General features: G+C 75.4%; 21 protein-coding genes. 14 read left to right on the top strand and 7 right to left on the bottom strand.

Annotation, left to right across the window (positions count from 1 at the left end; translation table 11 throughout):
- Positions 1-493 precede the first annotated feature (493 nt).
- Positions 494-1,399 carry an NAD-dependent protein deacetylase gene (locus ACLJTM_RS18875; RefSeq protein ID WP_411104811.1) on the top strand — a complete coding sequence of 302 codons (906 nt, stop codon included), beginning with the start codon at positions 494-496 and terminating at the stop codon, positions 1,397-1,399.
- A 33-nt stretch (positions 1,400-1,432) separates the two neighbouring features.
- Here the strand turns inward: ACLJTM_RS18875 and ACLJTM_RS18870 are convergent, their stop codons facing one another.
- From ACLJTM_RS18870 to ACLJTM_RS18860, 3 genes are all read right to left on the bottom strand, one after another.
- Positions 1,433-1,879, bottom strand: coding sequence for a DUF2267 domain-containing protein (locus ACLJTM_RS18870; RefSeq protein WP_411104810.1), 447 nt, complete (start codon positions 1,877-1,879; stop codon positions 1,433-1,435).
- A 112-nt stretch (positions 1,880-1,991) separates the two neighbouring features.
- Positions 1,992-2,402: a DUF2267 domain-containing protein gene (locus ACLJTM_RS18865; protein ID WP_411104809.1), complete on the bottom strand. Its 411-nt coding sequence runs from the start codon at positions 2,400-2,402 to the stop codon at positions 1,992-1,994.
- A gap of 173 nt (positions 2,403-2,575) precedes the next feature.
- The gene (locus ACLJTM_RS18860) at positions 2,576-3,010 is read right to left on the bottom strand and encodes an Hsp20/alpha crystallin family protein (RefSeq protein WP_411104808.1); all 435 of its coding nucleotides are present in this window, start codon (positions 3,008-3,010) and stop codon (positions 2,576-2,578) included.
- A gap of 130 nt (positions 3,011-3,140) precedes the next feature.
- Between ACLJTM_RS18860 and ACLJTM_RS18855 the strand changes: the two genes are divergently transcribed.
- Together ACLJTM_RS18855 and ACLJTM_RS18850 are read left to right on the top strand one after the other, a co-directional pair.
- Positions 3,141-3,968, top strand: a complete 828-nt coding sequence (locus ACLJTM_RS18855) for a hypothetical protein (RefSeq protein WP_411104807.1) — start codon at positions 3,141-3,143, stop codon at positions 3,966-3,968.
- 143 nt (positions 3,969-4,111) lie between these two features.
- Positions 4,112-4,285, top strand: coding sequence for a CsbD family protein (locus ACLJTM_RS18850; protein ID WP_411104806.1), 174 nt, complete (start codon positions 4,112-4,114; stop codon positions 4,283-4,285).
- A 162-nt stretch (positions 4,286-4,447) separates the two neighbouring features.
- Here ACLJTM_RS18850 and ACLJTM_RS18845 read toward each other — a convergent pair whose 3' ends face one another.
- A complete protein-coding gene (locus ACLJTM_RS18845) occupies positions 4,448-4,768 on the bottom strand; it encodes an STAS domain-containing protein (protein ID WP_411104805.1) in 321 nt (106 codons plus the stop codon).
- Between the two features lie 313 nt (positions 4,769-5,081).
- Complete coding sequence (locus ACLJTM_RS18840) at positions 5,082-5,459, bottom strand: hypothetical protein (RefSeq protein WP_411104804.1); 378 nt, start codon at positions 5,457-5,459, stop codon at positions 5,082-5,084.
- A gap of 93 nt (positions 5,460-5,552) precedes the next feature.
- Between ACLJTM_RS18840 and ACLJTM_RS18835 the strand changes: the two genes are divergently transcribed.
- Positions 5,553-6,296, top strand: a complete 744-nt coding sequence (locus tag ACLJTM_RS18835; RefSeq protein ID WP_411104803.1) for a maleylpyruvate isomerase family mycothiol-dependent enzyme — start codon at positions 5,553-5,555, stop codon at positions 6,294-6,296.
- Positions 6,297-6,315: 19 nt separating this feature from the next.
- Here the strand turns inward: ACLJTM_RS18835 and ACLJTM_RS18830 are convergent, their stop codons facing one another.
- Positions 6,316-6,546: a DUF5133 domain-containing protein gene (locus ACLJTM_RS18830; RefSeq protein WP_411104802.1), complete on the bottom strand. Its 231-nt coding sequence runs from the start codon at positions 6,544-6,546 to the stop codon at positions 6,316-6,318.
- 344 nt (positions 6,547-6,890) lie between these two features.
- Between ACLJTM_RS18830 and ACLJTM_RS18825 the strand changes: the two genes are divergently transcribed.
- The 9 genes from ACLJTM_RS18825 (at position 6,891) to ACLJTM_RS18785 (ending at position 15,330) form a co-directional block, all read left to right on the top strand.
- The gene (locus ACLJTM_RS18825; RefSeq protein WP_411104801.1) at positions 6,891-7,787 is read left to right on the top strand and encodes a CAP domain-containing protein; all 897 of its coding nucleotides are present in this window, start codon (positions 6,891-6,893) and stop codon (positions 7,785-7,787) included.
- A gap of 280 nt (positions 7,788-8,067) precedes the next feature.
- The gene (locus tag ACLJTM_RS18820; RefSeq protein WP_411104800.1) at positions 8,068-8,637 is read left to right on the top strand and encodes a hypothetical protein; all 570 of its coding nucleotides are present in this window, start codon (positions 8,068-8,070) and stop codon (positions 8,635-8,637) included.
- A gap of 434 nt (positions 8,638-9,071) precedes the next feature.
- Positions 9,072-9,899, top strand: coding sequence for a thioredoxin family protein (locus tag ACLJTM_RS18815; protein ID WP_411104799.1), 828 nt, complete (start codon positions 9,072-9,074; stop codon positions 9,897-9,899).
- Positions 9,896-10,546 (top strand): TlpA disulfide reductase family protein, encoded by a 651-nt coding sequence (locus tag ACLJTM_RS18810; RefSeq protein WP_411104798.1) that lies wholly within the window; start codon positions 9,896-9,898, stop codon positions 10,544-10,546. The genes ACLJTM_RS18815 and ACLJTM_RS18810 overlap by 4 nt, the downstream gene beginning before the upstream one ends.
- Positions 10,543-11,325: a cytochrome c biogenesis CcdA family protein gene (locus ACLJTM_RS18805; protein ID WP_411104797.1), complete on the top strand. Its 783-nt coding sequence runs from the start codon at positions 10,543-10,545 to the stop codon at positions 11,323-11,325. The genes ACLJTM_RS18810 and ACLJTM_RS18805 overlap by 4 nt, the downstream gene beginning before the upstream one ends.
- 42 nt (positions 11,326-11,367) lie before the next feature.
- Positions 11,368-11,994 (top strand): hypothetical protein, encoded by a 627-nt coding sequence (locus tag ACLJTM_RS18800; protein ID WP_411104796.1) that lies wholly within the window; start codon positions 11,368-11,370, stop codon positions 11,992-11,994.
- Positions 11,995-12,070: 76 nt separating this feature from the next.
- A complete protein-coding gene (locus tag ACLJTM_RS18795) occupies positions 12,071-12,793 on the top strand; it encodes a response regulator transcription factor (RefSeq protein WP_411104795.1) in 723 nt (240 codons plus the stop codon).
- Positions 12,790-14,184, top strand: a complete 1,395-nt coding sequence (locus tag ACLJTM_RS18790; RefSeq protein WP_411104794.1) for an ATP-binding protein — start codon at positions 12,790-12,792, stop codon at positions 14,182-14,184. The genes ACLJTM_RS18795 and ACLJTM_RS18790 overlap by 4 nt, the downstream gene beginning before the upstream one ends.
- 84 nt (positions 14,185-14,268) lie before the next feature.
- Positions 14,269-15,330 (top strand): hypothetical protein, encoded by a 1,062-nt coding sequence (locus ACLJTM_RS18785; protein WP_411104793.1) that lies wholly within the window; start codon positions 14,269-14,271, stop codon positions 15,328-15,330.
- A gap of 17 nt (positions 15,331-15,347) precedes the next feature.
- Here ACLJTM_RS18785 and ACLJTM_RS18780 read toward each other — a convergent pair whose 3' ends face one another.
- Positions 15,348-15,623 (bottom strand): DUF3253 domain-containing protein, encoded by a 276-nt coding sequence (locus ACLJTM_RS18780; RefSeq protein ID WP_411104792.1) that lies wholly within the window; start codon positions 15,621-15,623, stop codon positions 15,348-15,350.
- A gap of 163 nt (positions 15,624-15,786) precedes the next feature.
- Between ACLJTM_RS18780 and ACLJTM_RS18775 the strand changes: the two genes are divergently transcribed.
- The gene (locus ACLJTM_RS18775; protein WP_411105295.1) at positions 15,787-16,335 is read left to right on the top strand and encodes a GNAT family N-acetyltransferase; all 549 of its coding nucleotides are present in this window, start codon (positions 15,787-15,789) and stop codon (positions 16,333-16,335) included.
- Positions 16,336-16,545: the final 210 nt, after the last annotated feature.

Genomic DNA, 16,545 nt, shown 5'->3' with positions numbered 1-16,545 from the left:
GAGCGGGGGAAGTGGGGGAAGTGGGGGAAGCGAGCGGCTCCGCCTGACGGGCCGGCCCCGGCGACGTCCGCGTACCGCCCGGTACGGACGGCACGCCAACAAGCCCGGGCGCGACCGGAACAGCCTGCCCCGCCGGCTCCGCGGCTCACCGTCGCGTCGGCAGCCCTCCGCCGGGAGTCCCCGCGTGGGACGCGCGAGTACGGTGCGGCCTGCCTGCACAGCCGTGCGTGCACAGCCGTGCGGGCGCCGCCTGGATCCGCTCCCATCACTCCCCCGGCATGCGGGCGGCCCGGTGGAGCCCGTTCCTCGCCGCGTGGGTTCGGGGACGGGCGGGGCCCGGCCGATGCCGTCGAGGTCGCCCGAGGGGCGCAGGGCCGCAAGGCCGCAGAGCAGCCGAAGGGGGCGCGGGGCCGCAGGGCAACCGTAGGGGTGCAGGGGGCGGGGGCGCGAGGGTGTGGTGCCGGTGAGGCGGCTGTTTCCGTACGCTGGCGGCATGCGCATGCGCCCCACCCTGAGCTGGACGCCCACCGAGGACCTGCCGCCCGCCACCACCGACCTGGCGCCGGTCGCCGAGGCGCTCGGCGCCGGCAGGGTGCTGGTGCTCAGCGGGGCGGGCCTCTCCACGGAGTCCGGGATCCCCGACTACCGGGGCGAGGGCGGGAGCCTGCGCCGGCACACCCCGATGACCTACCAGGACTTCACCGCCGGCGCCCAGGCCCGGCGCCGGTACTGGGCGCGCAGCCACCTCGGCTGGCGCACGTTCGGCCGGGCCCGGCCCAACGCCGGGCACCGGGCCGTGGCCGCCTTCGGGCGGCGCGGCCTGCTCTCGGGTGTGATCACCCAGAACGTGGACGGCCTGCACCAGGCCGCCGGCAGCGAGGGCGTGGTGGAACTGCACGGCAGCCTGGACCGGGTGGTCTGCCTCTCCTGCCGGGCCGTGAGCGCCCGCCGCGACCTCGCCCGGCGGCTGGAGGAGGCCAATGCGGGTTTCGCACCGGTGGCCTCCGCGCTGAACCCGGACGGAGACGCCGACCTCACCGACGAGCAGGTCGGGGACTTCCGCGTGGTGCCCTGTGCGGAGTGCGGCGGCATCCTCAAGCCGGACGTGGTGTTCTTCGGCGAGTCCGTTCCGCCGCGGCGGGTCGAGCACTGCCGTGAACTGGTCGGCGCGGCGGCCTCTCTCCTGGTCCTGGGCTCCTCCCTGACGGTGATGTCCGGGCTCCGCTTCGTCCGCCAGGCCGCCGCGGCCGGGAAACCGGTGGTGATCGTCAACCGGGACGCGACCCGTGGCGACCGTTACGCCGTCACCCGGGTGGCCCTCCCCCTGGGAGCGGCCCTCACCACGCTGGCGGACGAGCTGGACCTCCCCGTCGAGGGACCGCCGGCGCCCACGGTCTAGTGCTGTGATCTTGAGCCGCCTCTTTCGGACTTCTCAGGCGGCGGCGGGCTGCGGCCGGCGGAGTTCGGCCCGGCCGAACAGCAGGGCCCAGCCCTCGGGGAGCCCGTCGAGGACGCGGTCCATGAGTACGGGGCCGGCGAGGCGGCTGACGACGGCCAGGACGGCGCCGGTCTCCCAGCGGGCGGTCGCGGGCGAGTTGCCGTTGCGGGCGGCGAGGTCCTTTACGAAGCCCCAACCGGTGAGGGGCGCCGCGTCGGGAACCTGCGCGGTGAACGGGAGCGCCGCTTCCACGGGCAGGCTTCCGGCGAGGTCGACGCGCGCGTCGCCGGTGATCTGGCGGCCCAGGGCGGTCATGACCCGGTGGACGGCTTCCTCGGCGCGTTCCGCGGTCGGGTAGGCGCCTTCGTAGCGGACGGCTTCCAGCATCTGCCGGTAGGTCATGCCCGGGGCCTGTCGGTGGAGTCCAGGCTGGTCGAACATGGTGGTGGGCCCTTTCTCGTCTCGGTGTCGTGCATGGCTTTGCGCGGCGTGGCGGCGTTGCGTGGCGGGGCGGGGTTGCGTGACGGGGCTGCGCGGTCTGGCGGGTGTGGCGTCACGCGGGGTGTGGCGGATCCGGCTGCGGGCGGCCGAACAGGGCGTCGTAACCGGGTGGGAGCTGGACCAGGAGCCGACGGGTGAGGTCCTCGCCGGCGGCATCGGCGACGACGCTGAGGACGGCGCTGACGTCCCACATCGCGGTGGCTCGGGAGGCACCTTCGATCCAGGCGGCCGTCGCGTGGACGAACCGCTCGGGGGTGAGGGGTTCGGCCGCCTGGAGCGGGTTGAGCAGGATCAGGGCGTACGCCTCGGGGAGGCGGGCGGCGAGTTCGGCCCGTTCGGAGCCGACGACGTGCGCGCCCAGCAGGGCCAGTACGACGCGCACCACCCGGTCCGCCTCGTCGTGGGTGCCGTACTCGCCCCGGTCCTGGACGTGTTCGAGGAACGCTTCCCCTCGCAGGGGCATCGCGGGGGACCTCCCTTCGTACGAGGGGTGGGGCTGCACACGGGATGGGCTGCACACGGGGTGGGGTTGCAGGTGGGGTGGGGCTGCGGGTGGGGTGGGGCTGGGCGGGCCGCAGGACTGGCCGTCGGGGGCGGGCCGGCCTGTCCTGCGGCACGGGGGGGGTGGGCCGGGTGTCAGCTGGTGATCTGCTTGCGGCGGCCGTCGGCGTTGATGCTGACCTTGCGGGGCTTGGCGCGCTCGGCGATCGGAATGCGCAGGGTCAGGACACCCGCGTCGTAGTCGGCGGCGATGCGCTCGGTGTCGAGGGTGTCGGCCAGCACCAGCTGGCGGGAGAAGACCCCCAGGGGCCGCTCGGAGAGCTCCATCTGCACGTTCTCGGCCTTCGCCGTGGGGCGGCGCTCGGCCTTGACCGTCAGCATGTTCCGCTCGACGTCGATGTCGATCGCGTCCGCGCTGACGCCCGGGAGGTCGAAGGCGATGACGTAGTCCTCGGCGTCGCGGTAGGCGTCCATCGGCATCACCGAGGGCTTGGACCACGTACCGGTCGTCCCCATCAGCTGCTGGGAGATCCGGTCGAACTCGCGGAACGGGTCAGTGCGCATCAACATCGCGAAACACCTCCAGTCGGTTCGGGCAGGTACTGCCCGTGCGCTTCAACGTGCCTCTGTTGTAGCATGTCATCGAAACGATGACAACCGACATGTCGCTCGATGGATGACATCCATCGCTGGAGGGCCCATGACCGCAGCCAGAAAACCCGCTCCCGCATCACCCGGCAGCGCTACGGACACGGGCCCCGTCCCACCCCGCGCCGCGGCGGCCGCACTGGAGGCCATCCGCGCAGCCGTCGATGCCGCGCACCTCCCCGAGGCGGGGACCGGGAGCGGGACCGCGACCGGGAGCGGGAGCGGGGAGGGGACCGGCAACGGGACCACAGGCGCAGCCGCCGCCGGGGCCGGGGCCGCCGCCGGGCCCAGGGCCGGAGCCGCCGCCGGGCCAGGTGCCGCGGCCGCGGCCGGTGCGCAAGCGGAGGGCGGGCCACGGCAGGCGCTGGCCTCTCTCCTGCTGCTGCGCGAGGTGCGCGAGGAGCTCGCCCGGTGGGAGAGCGGCCTGATCGAGAGCGCCCGGGCCGACGGAGCCAGCTGGGCCGACCTCGCCGAACCCCTGGGCGTGGCCAGCAGGCAGGCCGCCGAACGCCGTTACCTGCGCCTTCGCCCCGGAGCCGCCGAGACGACCGGCGAACAGCGCGTCCAGGCCGTCCGCGACCAGCGCGCCGCCGACCGCACCGTCACGGCCTGGGCCCGGGAGAACGCCGGCGCGTTGCGCCAGCTCGCGGGGCAGATCATCGGCCTGACCGACCTCCCCGCGGCCTCCGAGGGCAGGATCACCGACCTCAACGAAGCCCTCGGCCAGCAGGATGCCGCCCGCCTGGTGGACCCGCTGTCCGCCACCCACCGCGACCTGCACGCCGACCACGGCGACCTGGCCCGGCGCGTCGCGTCCCTGCGCGCACACACCAGCCGCCTGCGCAGCGACAGCGCGAGCGCCAGGCAGCGCGGAGCCTGAGCCGCACCCGGAACCCTCACCCGCAACCCCGACCCGAACCCGCAGCCGAACCGCGACCCCGAACCGGGATCACGGGGTTTGCGGGCGGCGGATGCGAGCAAGAGGGCCCTACGACCAATCCGGTACGTCGACGAGGAGGTCCCATGTCGGGCGAAGAGAAGACCAAGGCGCACGCCGAGCAGGTCAAGGGCAAGGTCAAGGAGACCCTCGGCCGCGCCGCCGGCAACGAGCGGATGACCGCCGAAGGCCGCGCAGAGCAGGCCAGGGGCGACGCCCGCCAGGCGAAGGAGAAGACCAAGGACGCCTTCCGCCACTGACGCGCCGCCACTGACGGGCAGACGCCCTCCAGAACGGCCGGGCCCCCGACCTCCTCCCCCTGGGTCGGGGGCCCGCCCATGCCCGGCGGCGAGTCCCGTACGGTGCAGCCGTTCGGGTGGCTCCGCGGCGGGCCCGCCCCGTACCGGCTCCTGCGGTCCGCGTCAGCGGTCCTGGCCGGTGTCCCCGCGGACCTCGAACAGCGCGGCGGCCCCCGTCATCTCCAGCAGCCGCCGCAGCTGGACCGGCAGAGGCCCCGCCAGGACCACCGGGCGGGTGTGGCGCAGCCGCAGCAGGAGGTTGAGGAAGGACGAGTCCGCGAACACGACCTGGGACACGTCGAGGACGAGGAGTTCCGCCGCCGCGGCCTCGCCGTCACAGGCGGCCGCCAGCGCCCCGGAGGTGTCCAGGTCGAACTCCCCGGAGCAGACCACGACGCACACGCCGTCGCCCTCGGACCGGACCGACACCCGCGGCAACTCCATGCTGACTGCCTCCCCGCACCGGTTCGGCGGGCACGGACGCCCGCCACCTGCGACCGTACGGTGCCGGACGGCGGAGCGACAGCCTGCCCCGGCCCCGGGGCGCCGGCCGGGTCGAAACGGCGGGTCGGCCGGGGCGGAACGGCGGCCGGCCGGCCGGCCAGGCCCGCACGTACGGTCAGGCGCTCGGCGCACGTAGGGTCAACCGCCCGGCACACGCACGACCAGCGGCTGGGCGCACGCACGGCCAGCCGCCCGGCACACGCACGGCCAGCGGCTGCCCGCACGCCCGGCCAGCCGCTCGGCGCATGTCCGGTCAGCCGCCCGGCGCCGGTTCCGGCTCGGGCTGACCGCCGGTCCGCCGCAGGGCGTTGAGCGCTTCCTCCGTGGTGGCGTGGACCGCCGGACCGTCGGCGGGGAGGTTGTCCCTCAGCAGCAGACGGGTGGCCGCCGCCAGGGCCACCACCGTCAGCACCCGACCCTGCAGACCGCACGAACGGGTGGCCCGCAGGATCACGCTCACCGCGGCGGGGGTGGGGATGCCGGGAATCTCCAGGACCAGGTGCCGGGGCGCGTACGCGGCCGTCAGCTCCTCAAGGGCGAGCGTGGCGGCGGCCCGGCTCCGGATCGAGAGGACCGGCAGCAGACGCACCAGCAGGACGTCGTTCTCCACCAGTCGGTGCGTCAGCAGCATGCGCACATCTTCCCCCCGGCCCGCGCCCCGCGCCCGCCGGACGCATCCGCCACGGCGCGGTGAGAGGGCCCCGGCCGGGGCAGGAGAGCAGGCATGACAGATCCGGAGGAGCCCGGCGGACCCGACCGGCCCGGTACGGTCCTGCCCCTGCTGACCACCGCCGCCGACGCCGTGCTGCGCAGCGCACACACTCTGGACGACGCGGCCGTACGGGCCCCTTCCCGGCTGCCCGGATGGACCCGGGCGCACGTGCTGGTCCACCTCGCCCGCGGCGCGGATTCCCGTGTACGCCTGCTGACGGCCGCGCGGACCGGCGCCGACCTGCCCCAGTACCCCGACGAGCAGACCCGGGCGGACGAGATCCGGCAAGGGGCGCTCCGGGATGCCGCGGCCATCCACCGTGATCTGCAGGCTTCGTTGGAGGGGGTCCTGCGCGCCGTGGCCGAACAGCCCTCGGACACCTGGGACATCCCGGTGCGGTGGCTCGGCGGCGGCCTGCGGCCGGCCCGCGGGGTGCTGTGGAGTCTGCTGCGGGAGCTGGAGATCCACCACGTGGACCTGGCGGCCGCCTACGCCCCCACCGACTGGTCCGCAGCCTTCGTGGCGCGGCAGCTGGCAGAGACCGTACGGGACCTCCGGGCCGACCCGGCGGTGCCGGGGCTGCAGCTGAGGGCGGGCGCGGGGGCCCCGCTCACGTCCCTCGGCAGCCGGCCCGGACCCCTGGTGGCCGGTTCCCCGGCCGGGGTGCTGGCCTGGCTGATCGGCCGCTCCGATGGCGGCGACCTCACCGTCTCCCCCGCCGGTGCGCTGCCGCGGATCCCCGTCTGGAGGCGGTGACGGCGCGGCGGCGGGGCCGTCAGTGCGCGCTCAGGACGGAGTCGTCGAGGGTGCGGGCGCCGGGGAGCCGGTAGCGGGCCGCGATGACGGCGGCGTCCGGGTTGCCCGTGCCGGTCGCGGTGCACAGCAGGTCGCCGACCTCCTCCAGGCGGCGGCGCGAGGCGGCGTCGCCGTCGTGGGCGTTGAGGAGGCTCAGGGTCTCGTACTCGCGGACTGCGGCGGACAGGAGCACCGGGTGGGCCATCAGCACGGAAGCGTCCCTTCTCGAAGATCGAATTCTGTCGCGGCGTGTACCCCGCGCCGTCCCTGGTACGCACCCCGGAGTCCGCTCATCCGCTGATATGCCCGCCACCGCCTGCCCGCCCGCCGCCCACCGCCCACCCATCCGCCCATCCATCCGCCCATCCATCCGCCCACTCGTCCGCCGATCTTGATGTCGCGTTGGGGGCCATTGCCCGGATCGTCCCTGCGTCGATTCTGCGGGCTTCCTTAGGGGACTCTGAAGAACCCCCTCCGGGGCGCTCTCCTCGCTGGTCGCGGGCCTAGGCTCAGGCGGACTCCCCTCCTCCCCCTCTCCAGCGAGGTGTTAACGGCATGAGCCGCAGCCGAACTCCCGGAACCCCGTCCCGCGTCGAGGCGCGCCGGAAGAAGACGGCGCGCACGCGCATCGTCCTGTCCGTCACCGCCGCCGCCGCGGTCGTGGCGGTCGGCGTGGCGGTGGCCGACTCCGGCGGTGACGCCCGTGCGGAGCGGCGGTCCGGCAGCGCGGCCGGCACCACGTCCGGCGCGGCAGCGGCAGCGGCGACGCCGGCGCAGCCCTCGGCGGACGCAGCCGCGACGGGCACCCCCGAGGCCTCGGCTCCGGTGAGCGCGAGCCCGTCCGGTACGCCGGACGCCGCCGCCTCCTCGACCCCGCCCGCCGAGCCCACGGCCCCCGCGAGCAGCGCTCCGGCCACGACGGCGGCGGCCCAGCCGGCCAAGCCGGCGCAGAAGCCCGCCCCCACGAAGGGCAGCGGCTCCGGGAGTTCCGGCGGCTCGGGCGGTGGTTCGGGCAGCTCGGGCGGTTCCGGCGGGTCCGGCGGGTCCGGTGGTTCGGACACCGTGAACGCGGATGCCGAGTCCGCGGTCCTCTCCCTGGTCAACAAGGAGCGGGCGGCGGCCGGATGCGGCCCGCTGACGGCCAACGCAAAGCTGAGCGCCGCTGCTCGGGCGTACAGCGACACCATGGCCCGCAGCGGTGTCATGTCGCACACCGGACCCGACGGGTCCACCATGACCAGCCGGGTGGAGGCCGCCGGATACGGGTGGTCCCGCCTGGGCGAGAACATAGCCCGCGGGCAGGCCGACGCCGACGCGGTCATGAACGCCTGGATGAACAGCTCCGGGCACAAGGCCAACATCCTCAACTGTGCTTTCCGGGAGATCGGCATAGGCGTGCACAAGGGCGACGGCGGCCCCTGGTGGACGCAGGACTTCGGCACCGGGAAGTAACCGGCCCCGGAGCCGCCGGCGGCCGACCCCAACCCCCCACCGGCCCGCCGTGCGGCTCCGGCCCGTCCTCCGGCCCCTCCCCGGGTCGGAGGACTTCGGCGTTCCCGCACACCCGCCCGAACACGCCCCCGCCCCCGAGCGCCCCGCCTCCGGGGCGTCCGCACCGCCGGGGCGCCCGAACACGCCCCCGCCCGAACGCCCGCGCCGCCGGGGCGTCCGCACCGCGGCGTTCGGGGGGAGCCGGTGACGGGCCGGCGGGCGCGTCGGCCACTATGGGGCCGTGCCCCGAACTCCGCGCTATCTGCTCCTATGGCTGTCGTGCACGGCCGCCAGCGTGACCGCCGTGCTCGCCACGGTCCAGTTCGTGGTCGGATCGACGCGGCATACGCCGCCGGTCGCGCGCTCCGCCCCGGTGGTCATTGACACGCCCCCTGCCTGGGAGGCGGGCAGTGCGGCCCCCGAGCAGGCCTCCCCGAGCGCGAGCCCCTCCCCGAGCCCCTCGCCCACGCTCACGCAGCGGCCCACCACCCCGCCGCCCGCCAGTCCCTCCCCCGCCAAGGCCCCGTCGGGCACCCCCAAGACCAGCGCGCCGAAGAGCAGCGTCGACTGCGAGCAGGGCGGGGCGGGCCTGCACACCGTGCCCTCGCAGGGAGGCAAGGTGACGGTCCGGTACGGGAGCCGGGGCGTGTGCCTGATCTCGGCGATCCCCGGCCGCGGGTTCAAGGCGACCACCGCGCAGAGTGCCGACGAGACCCTGACGGTCACCTTCTCCAGCAACGACCACCGGTCGGAGGTCACGGCGACGATCGTCCCGGGGGCCAAGGCCAGCGTCCGCGAGACCTCGTTCTGACGGACGGCCGCGGCCGTCCGTGCGTACCGCGACCGACCACGACCGACCACGGCCACCCCGACCGGCCGCGACCGGCCCTGCGCGCCCCACGGCGCGGCCGGCGCCTTCGCCGGGTCCGCCCCTTCGCCGGGTCCGCCCCTTCGCCGGTTTCGCCCCGCCCGGTTTCGCCCCGCCCGGTTCGCCCCGCCCGGTTCGCCCCGCTGTGCGGGCTGAGGGACCGTTCCGCCGAAGCGGAAGGTGAGCTGTTCCTTAGGGCAACCTGAAGATCGTGCCGACGCGGTTCCGCAGGCCCCGAGCGGTCCTATGCTCACGACAGCCGAGCGGCCCTCGGCACCGGGCACGACCCCGGTGGACCACAGGGCCCACGGTTTCACCGAGCCGGGATGCGCTTGGCCCGTCCCGCAGTCCGAACCTTGCCCTGGGGTGTCTCCGCCATGAGTTCTCGCCTGCTCCGATCCGTCCGCGCCGCACGCCGTACGACGCCCTCCCGTTCCGCCACGCTGCTCGGCAGGCGCCTGCCGCTGGCCGCCGCGGTCGTGGTGGCGGCCGGGCTGACCGCCGCGTGCGGGCCCTCCTCCGAGCCCGTCGGGTCCTCCGCGCCGGCCGGCGCCCGCTCCTCGGCGGCGCTCCCCGCCGCGACCGAATCGGCGAGCGCCTCCCCCGATGCGTCCGCGTCCGTGTCCGCCTCCGCACCGGCCTCGCCGTCCGCCTCCGTCTCCGCCTCCGCGTCCGCATCCCCGTCCGCGTCGGCCGCCGGCACCCGGGCCGGCTCCTCGGCGAGCCCCTCCCGGGCGGGGTCCGGGTCCGGCGGCTCGGCCGGGACGCCGTCCAAGCCGGCCAAGACGTCCGCCGCGCCCGCGCCGGCCCGCATACCCGGCCCCGGCTACGACAGTTCGGCCGACGCGCAGAAGCAGATCGACGCGGCCCTGCGCGCCGCCACATCCGACGGGCGGATGGTGCTGCTCGACTTCGGCGCGAACTGGTGCGGCAACTGCAAGGCCGCCGACAAGGTGTTCGCGCAGCCGGCGACCTCGGCCCTGCTCGGGGACTCGTACCACCTGGTCAAGATCGACATCGGCGGCAACAGCTCCGCCAACTCCGCGCTCCTGCGCAAGTACAGCCCCTCGGGCGGGACGTACACGATGCCCGTCCTGGTGGTCGTCTCGCCCTCGGGCGCACTGCGCACCGACACCCACGTCACCGGGAACCCGTCCCTCACGGCGGAGGGCATCAACTCCTTCCTGCGCACGTGGGCCCCGTGAGACGAGGCGTACGGGCGGCCGCCCTCCCGGTGGGGGCGGGCCTGGCCGTGGCGGCGGGCCTGTACCTGACCGGCCTCGGCACGGGCGGCGGCGACGGCGGCGCGCCGGCCGGGCCGAGGGCCTCGGCCGGGACCAGGGCCTCGGCGGAAACCAGGACAGCGGCCGGGACCAGGGCCGCGGCCGAGGCCGCGGTCGTCGAGCCCGCTGCCCGTGTGCACGCGCCCGCGCTGGCCGGTGACGATCTGGACGGGAAGCCGGTCTCCCTCGCCGGCTTCCGCGGCCAGGTGGTCGTGCTCAACGTGTGGGGCTCCTGGTGCGCCCCCTGCCGTGCGGAGGCCGACGACCTGGCGCAGCTCAGCCGGCAGACCCGGGACGACGGCGTCCGCTTCCTCGGGATCAACACCCGGGACCGGGAGCGGGCCGCCGCACAGTCCTTCGTACGTGCCCACGGCCTGGGCTTCCCCAGCCTGCACGACCCCACCGGCGAGCTCCTGCTGCGCTTCCCGCCGGCGGCCTTGAACCCGCAGGCGATCCCCTCGACCCTCGTGATCGACCGCCGCGGGCGGATCGCCGTGGCTATCGGCGGCGCCGCCACCGCCGGGCAACTGCAGCCCCTGATCGCCCGCGTGGCGCAGGAGGAGGGGTGACGGCGGCCGTGCACGGGACGCTTGCGGCGGCCGCGGACGCCTCCCTCGTCAACGGGACGGTCCTGCTGGCGGCCCCGGTGGCCTTCGTCGCGGGGCTCGTCTCCTTCCTCTCGCCGTGCGTGCTGCCGCTCGTACCGGGCTACCTCAGCTACGTGACCAGCCTGTCGGTCGCCGATCTGACGGACGCGCGCGGCGGGCACCGCGGCCGCATGGCGACCGGCGCGCTCCTGTTCGTCCTGGGGTTCACGGCCGTCCTGGTCTCCGGTGGCGCCCTGTTCGGGTACTTCGGCCGCACGCTCCTCGCCCACCAGGAGGCACTCACCCGGGTGCTCGGTGTCCTCACCGTGCTCATGGGGCTGTCCTTCACGGGCTTCCTGCCGGGCTTCGCCCAGCGGGAGTTCCGCAGCCACCGGCGCCCGGCGCTGGGCCTGGCCGGGGCGCCCGTGCTGGGCGCGGTGTTCGCGGTCGGCTGGACCCCGTGCATCGGCCCGACGCTGGCCGCCGTCCAGGCCCTGGCCTGGACGGAGGCGAGCGCGGTCCGCGGAGCCTTCCTGATGGCCGCCTACTGCCTCGGACTGGGGCTGCCGTTCGTCCTCGCCGCGCTGGGTTTTCGCCGCGCGCTGAGCGCCTTCGGCGTGGTCAAACGGCACTACCCGTGGGTCCTGCGGGTCGGCGGGGGCATGCTCGTGCTCGTCGGCGTCCTGCTGGCCACCGGTCTGTGGAACGACCTCGTCTATCGCATGCAGCTGTGGAGCGCGAGCTTCTCCACCGCTCTCTAGTGCAGTGACCCCGACCCGCAACCCTGATGCAGAGGCACTCAGATGAACGCATCCACCCAGGCGAGACTCCGGCGCGGAACCCGCGTGGCGGCCGCCCTCCTCCCCCTGGCCGCCCTCGTGGCCTGCGGCGCCAAGCCAGTCGGAGGGTCCGCCGGGGCGTCCGCCGGGGCGTCCGCCGGGGCGTCCGCCGGGCCGTCCGCGGGGCCGTCCGCCGGGTCCGCGGCCACCGCGCGGTTCTCCGAGAACGGGGTCACCGTCACCCTGTCGGTGTCCGACTGGCACGCCGCCCGGGGCACGCTCACCGCGGTGTTCACGCCCGAGGCGAAGGGCTTCCACCTCTACAGCACCGACCTGCCGCCCACCGGCATCGAGGGCGTGGGCCGGCCGACCACGGTGGGCGTCACCGGCGCCCTCGGGGCCGAGGGACCGCTGCAGGCGGGCGCGCAGGTGCGGTCGGTCATGGTGCCCGGGGTCGACTCCCCGCTCCCCGTCTACCCGGACGGCCCGGTCACCACGACCCTCCCCGTCCGCGCCGCGGGCACCGGGGAGGCGACGGTGCTGCTCGGCTACGCGAGCTGCAGCACGCAGGACGGCTGCACCATCCCGGTGTCCGACCGCCCCGTGCACCTGCGCGTCACGGATGACGGCCTGGCGTTCGCCGCTCCGTAGCAGGCCCGCCGTCCCGTACCGGCGGACCGGGAGGCCTGTCCGCTTCCCCGTCCGGCCGAGCCCCTAAGGTGTCCGCATGCCGAGCGTCCTGGTCGTGGAAGACGACCCCAGCATCCGCCAGTCACTGATCGAGGTCCTGGCGGAGCACGGGTATGCCGTGCGCAGCGCGGCCGACGGGTTCGGCGCGCTGCGCGAGGTCACGCAGTCGCCCGTCGACGCGGTGGTCCTCGACCTCGGGCTGCCCGACCTCGACGGAGGGGACGCGCTGCGCATGATCCGCGGGATCTCCTCCGTGCCGGTGCTGGTGGCCACCGCCCGCGACGACGAGACGGAGATCATCACCATCCTGAACGCGGGCGCCGACGACTACCTGGTCAAACCCTTCTCCGGGGGACAGCTCCTGGCCCGCCTCTCGGCCGTCCTGCGGCGCACGAGCAGCGCGCCCCCCGCCGGCGGCGGGGCGGCCGGGGCGGCGGTCGCGGCGGCCGAAGAGCTGCGCCCCACCACCGTGGGCGAGCTGGCGGTGGACCCGGGCGCGCGCACCGCGTACCTGGCCGGACGGGAACTGCGGCTGACGCGGCGGGAGTTCGACCTGCTGGCGTTCCTCGCCCGGCACACCGGCCAGGTCGTCTCCAAGCGGCGGCTGCTGACGGAGGTCTGGCGCGAGCCGTACGTGGACGACCAGACGGTCGACGTCCATCTGTCGTCCCTGCGCCGCAAGCTCGGTGAACGCGCGGCGGCCCCGCGCTACCTGCTGACCGTCCGCGGCGTCGGCATCAAGCTGGTGGCACCGCGTTGAGGCGCTCCCTTGCCGGAGTGGCGCTCGCCGTGACCTCGATGGTCGCCCTCTCCTTCCTCATACCGCTGGCCGCCCTGGTGATGTCCCTCGTCAAGGAGCAGGGTGTCACCGCCGCGGAACAGCGGGCCGCCGCCCTGGCGCCGGTCCTGACCCTGACCACGGACCCGGATGCGCTGCGGGAGTCCGCGGCGAGCCTGGACGCGGCCGACCACCTGGTCGTGCATCTGCCGGGGTCGGGGGCCCTGGGCCGTTCCAAGGCGCCCACTGCCCTGCTCGAACGGGCGCAGCGGGGCCGGGAGTCGATCTCGCAGGAGATCCCCGACGGCTGGATCTGCCTGCAGCCGGTGGTGCTGCCGGGCGATGAGGTCGCCGTCATCGAGAACTTCGTGCCGGAGGCGGAACTCACCCGCGGGGTGAAGGAGTCGTGGGCGGTGATGCTGTTCCTCGCCGTGGGCCTGATCGCCGGATCCGTCCTGGTCGCGGACCGGCTCGGCGCGAAGGTGGTCCGCTCCTCGAAGAAGCTCGCGCAGGCGTCGCACGCGCTCGGCCAGGGCGACCTGGACACGCGGGTGGACCCGATGGGCCCCCGGGAGCTGCGGGACGCGGGCATCGCCTTCAACACGATGGCCCACCGGATGAACGAGCTGCTCGCCGTGGAACGCGAGCTCGTCGCCGACCTCTCCCACCGGTTGCGCACCCCGCTGACCGCCCTGCACCTGGCGTCGGAGCGCATGGCCGGTACGCCGGAGTCGGCGAGGGTCGAGGCCGCCGTGGGCGAGCTGGAGACGGAGCTCCAGGCGATCATCGCGGCGGCGCGCACCCCGCTCGCGGTGGGTCCCATGGGCCAGGGCATGCTCGGGGCGGACGGGCCGGCGCTGCGGCCGGCGGACACGGCCGCGACCGCGGCGGCCGGGCCGGGCTGCGAGGCCGCCGAGGTCGTCCGTCGCCGTACGGCTTTCTGGACGGTCCTGGCCGGGCAGCAGAACCGGTCCTGCTCCCTCGATCTCACACAGGAGCAGACGGCCGTAGGCCTCTGTGAGGACGATGTGGCCGCCGTGGTGGACGCGCTCATCGGCAACGTCTTCCGCCACACCGCCGCCGGGACCCCCTTCGGCGTCCGGGTCGTGCGTACCGCCCAGGCCGTGGAACTGGTCGTGGAGGACGGCGGACCGGGCATCCCGGAACCGGACCGGGCGCTGTCCCGCGGGAGCAGCACCGGTTCCACCGGGCTGGGCCTCGACATCGCGCAGCGGGCGGCGCGCGCGACGGGCGGCACGATGCGCATCACCCGCGGGCCGCTCGGAGGAGCGCGCATCACGGTGACGTTCGCCCTGGCCCTGCCGGCCCCCTCCGGGCACCGCTCCCGCATCTCCCGGCGCCGCAAGCGGTGACCGGCGGGAGCGGCGGAGACCGTGCGCTCCGGGCGGCGTGCAGCCCACTACGATGCGGGGGTTCCACAGGGCAAGGCGGCGGGGGTGCGCGCAGTGAGCGGTTACGGCGGGGGCGGGTACGGGGATTCGGCAGGCGGCGGCGCGCCGCCCGGGCAGCCGCCGGCGGCCCGGCCGGGCCCGGGCGGCCCGTTCCCGCCGCAGGGGTACCCGTACGCCGCCCCGCAGGGCTCCCCGTACGCCCCGCAGGGCTCCCCGTACGCTCCGCCCGGGTACCCGTACGCCCCGCAGGGCTCGCCGTACGCCGCCCCGCCCGGGTACCCGCATGCGCAGCCGGTTCCTCCGCAGGGGTATCCGTACGCCCGGCCCTGGCCGCCCGCCGGGCCGCCGCCCGTCGAGCCCTCGCGGGCCCGGAAGATCCTGCGCGGGCTGTACAACCCGTTCTACGCCGCCCAGCGCACCTTCCGGCCCGCGCGCACCGGGGTGGTGGTCGACCCGCAGGTCCGCAGGCTGCAACTGTGGCGGACCGCGCTCGGGCTGGCCCTGTGGGTGGGCATGACGGTCACCTACAACGCGGTCGCCGGTGCCGACGGCGCCAGGGGCGTGGCGAGCGAGCGCCTGGACCAGAGCTGGACCAGCGTCCTGGTGCTGGTCTGCACCTTCCCCGTGGTCGTGGGGGCCTTCCTGGCCGCCGCGCGGGGCGGGCTGCGGCGCGTCTACCTGCGGCGGGCGCTGCGTCCGCTCGGCGCGGTGGTGGCCATGATGGCGTCCATGGGCACCTCCGCGCTGGCGATGGCACCGGAGTTGGCGGGAGTGCGGGACGCGGTCGGCCTGCCGGGGAAGATCGCCATCGTGGTCCTGTGCCTGTGGTCGGTCGGCTTCGCCCTCTACGGCATCGGCCTGTCGCTCGTGCACGTCTTCCGCACCGCCGACATCCACGAGGTGGTGCCGCCGGTCCTGGCCGGCGTCCTGGTGTGGGAGATGGTGCTGCTGGACCTGTTCACGGGCGCCTACTCCCAGGTCCCGGCGGTCGCCCGGGCGGTCTTCGTCCTCGGGGCGCCCGTCACCGTCTCCGCCCTGTCCTGGTGGGAGTTGCGCCGGCTGCGCCGCCACCACGGGCTGACGGTCCGGACCGCGCTGGGACGCTGACGGCGCCCGGCGCCCCGTCAGGGGGCGCGGCGGCGGATGCGGATCGGGCCGCGGGCCTTCGCGGGATCGACGCGGCGGCCGCCCTGGGTGATGTCGACCTCGCCGGCCGTGACCAGCCGCCGGGCCGCACGGCGCGCCGGTTCCATCAGGGCGCGCCAGCCGTCGCCGTCACCCGTGTACACCGCCCGCGCGGCGTCGGAGGGGCAGATCGTCGCGGTCGGGCCGCGACGGTCCAGCAGCTCCAGGATGGCTCGTTCCAGGCGCCGGTCCGTCTGCCGTTCGCTGTCCGTCACCCGTCCAGTGTCGCAACGGCGGCGCCGGACTGCCGGGCGGTCCGGCTCCGGCATGCCCGGCACGACCGGGCGCGCGCCCGGCATGCCCGGAGGAAATCGTGGTGCCCGGCGGCCCGTCCCGCGGATACCCTGCTGCGTCGCGAACAGGCCACGGAGGTCCTTCATCATGAGCAGCACAACGCCGTCGTTCCCCGAGCGGGTCGAGCTCTCGGGGGAGGGTCTGATCCTGCGCGACTGGGCGGAGGGGGACCTGGCCGCGATGCCGGCGCTCTTCGACCATCCGGACATCGCGTACTGGACGCCGATCGTCTCGCCCTTCGACACCGCGGCCGCCCTCGCCCGGCTGGACCGGGCCCGGCAGCTGCGGGCGGAGGGCACCGCCCTCCTGCTCGCCATCACCCTCGACGGAGGGGCTCCGCTCGGCGAGGTGATGCTGCGGCGCGCGCCCGAGGGGACCGAGATCGGCTATGCGGTCGGCCCGGCCCACCGCGGCCGGGGGCTGGCGTCGCGCGCGGTGCGGGTGATGGCCGCCTACGCCTTCGGGGAACTGGGCGCGGAGCAGGTGATCCTGGAGTTGGAGGCCGAGAACGCCGCCAGCGTCGGCGTGGCCGTCGCGGCGGGCTTCCGGCACCTTGAGGACGTGCCGCCGATCACCGGTGCGGAGAAGGGGCGCCCCTTCAGCCTGCAGACATGGGGTCTCGACCGCCCCTGACCCCGGCCTGACCCTGGCCCTGGCCTGGCCCTGGCCTGGTATCCGGTCCCGGCCCCGGCCTGTCATCGGGCGGTTGCGGGGCTGCGGACGCCAAGACGCCCGGCCGGGTCTCCGGTCGGGCGTTGTGGTGCGTTGGCCGCCGGCGGCGGCGTGGTGGCGAACCGGGTCGGCTCAGTACCAGTGGTGGGACTGCCAGAAGTTCCAGGCGCC

The organism is Streptomyces sp. cmx-4-9 (assembly GCF_046548835.1).
Lineage (GTDB): Bacteria > Actinomycetota > Actinomycetes > Streptomycetales > Streptomycetaceae > Streptomyces.
The sequence above is the reverse complement of the archived record's forward strand: the minus strand, read 5'-3'. Positions and strand labels throughout refer to the sequence as shown.

Coding starts and splice junctions, on each gene's coding strand:
- ACLJTM_RS18875 (WP_411104811.1), top strand. CDS start 494: ATGCGCATGCGCCCCACCCTGAGCTGGACGCCCACCGAGGACCTGCCG.
- ACLJTM_RS18870 (WP_411104810.1), bottom strand. CDS start 1,879: ATGTTCGACCAGCCTGGACTCCACCGACAGGCCCCGGGCATGACCTAC.
- ACLJTM_RS18865 (WP_411104809.1), bottom strand. CDS start 2,402: ATGCCCCTGCGAGGGGAAGCGTTCCTCGAACACGTCCAGGACCGGGGC.
- ACLJTM_RS18860 (WP_411104808.1), bottom strand. CDS start 3,010: ATGTTGATGCGCACTGACCCGTTCCGCGAGTTCGACCGGATCTCCCAG.
- ACLJTM_RS18855 (WP_411104807.1), top strand. CDS start 3,141: ATGACCGCAGCCAGAAAACCCGCTCCCGCATCACCCGGCAGCGCTACG.
- ACLJTM_RS18850 (WP_411104806.1), top strand. CDS start 4,112: ATGTCGGGCGAAGAGAAGACCAAGGCGCACGCCGAGCAGGTCAAGGGC.
- ACLJTM_RS18845 (WP_411104805.1), bottom strand. CDS start 4,768: ATGGAGTTGCCGCGGGTGTCGGTCCGGTCCGAGGGCGACGGCGTGTGC.
- ACLJTM_RS18840 (WP_411104804.1), bottom strand. CDS start 5,459: ATGCTGCTGACGCACCGACTGGTGGAGAACGACGTCCTGCTGGTGCGT.
- ACLJTM_RS18835 (WP_411104803.1), top strand. CDS start 5,553: ATGACAGATCCGGAGGAGCCCGGCGGACCCGACCGGCCCGGTACGGTC.
- ACLJTM_RS18825 (WP_411104801.1), top strand. CDS start 6,891: ATGAGCCGCAGCCGAACTCCCGGAACCCCGTCCCGCGTCGAGGCGCGC.
- ACLJTM_RS18815 (WP_411104799.1), top strand. CDS start 9,072: ATGAGTTCTCGCCTGCTCCGATCCGTCCGCGCCGCACGCCGTACGACG.
- ACLJTM_RS18800 (WP_411104796.1), top strand. CDS start 11,368: ATGAACGCATCCACCCAGGCGAGACTCCGGCGCGGAACCCGCGTGGCG.
- ACLJTM_RS18795 (WP_411104795.1), top strand. CDS start 12,071: ATGCCGAGCGTCCTGGTCGTGGAAGACGACCCCAGCATCCGCCAGTCA.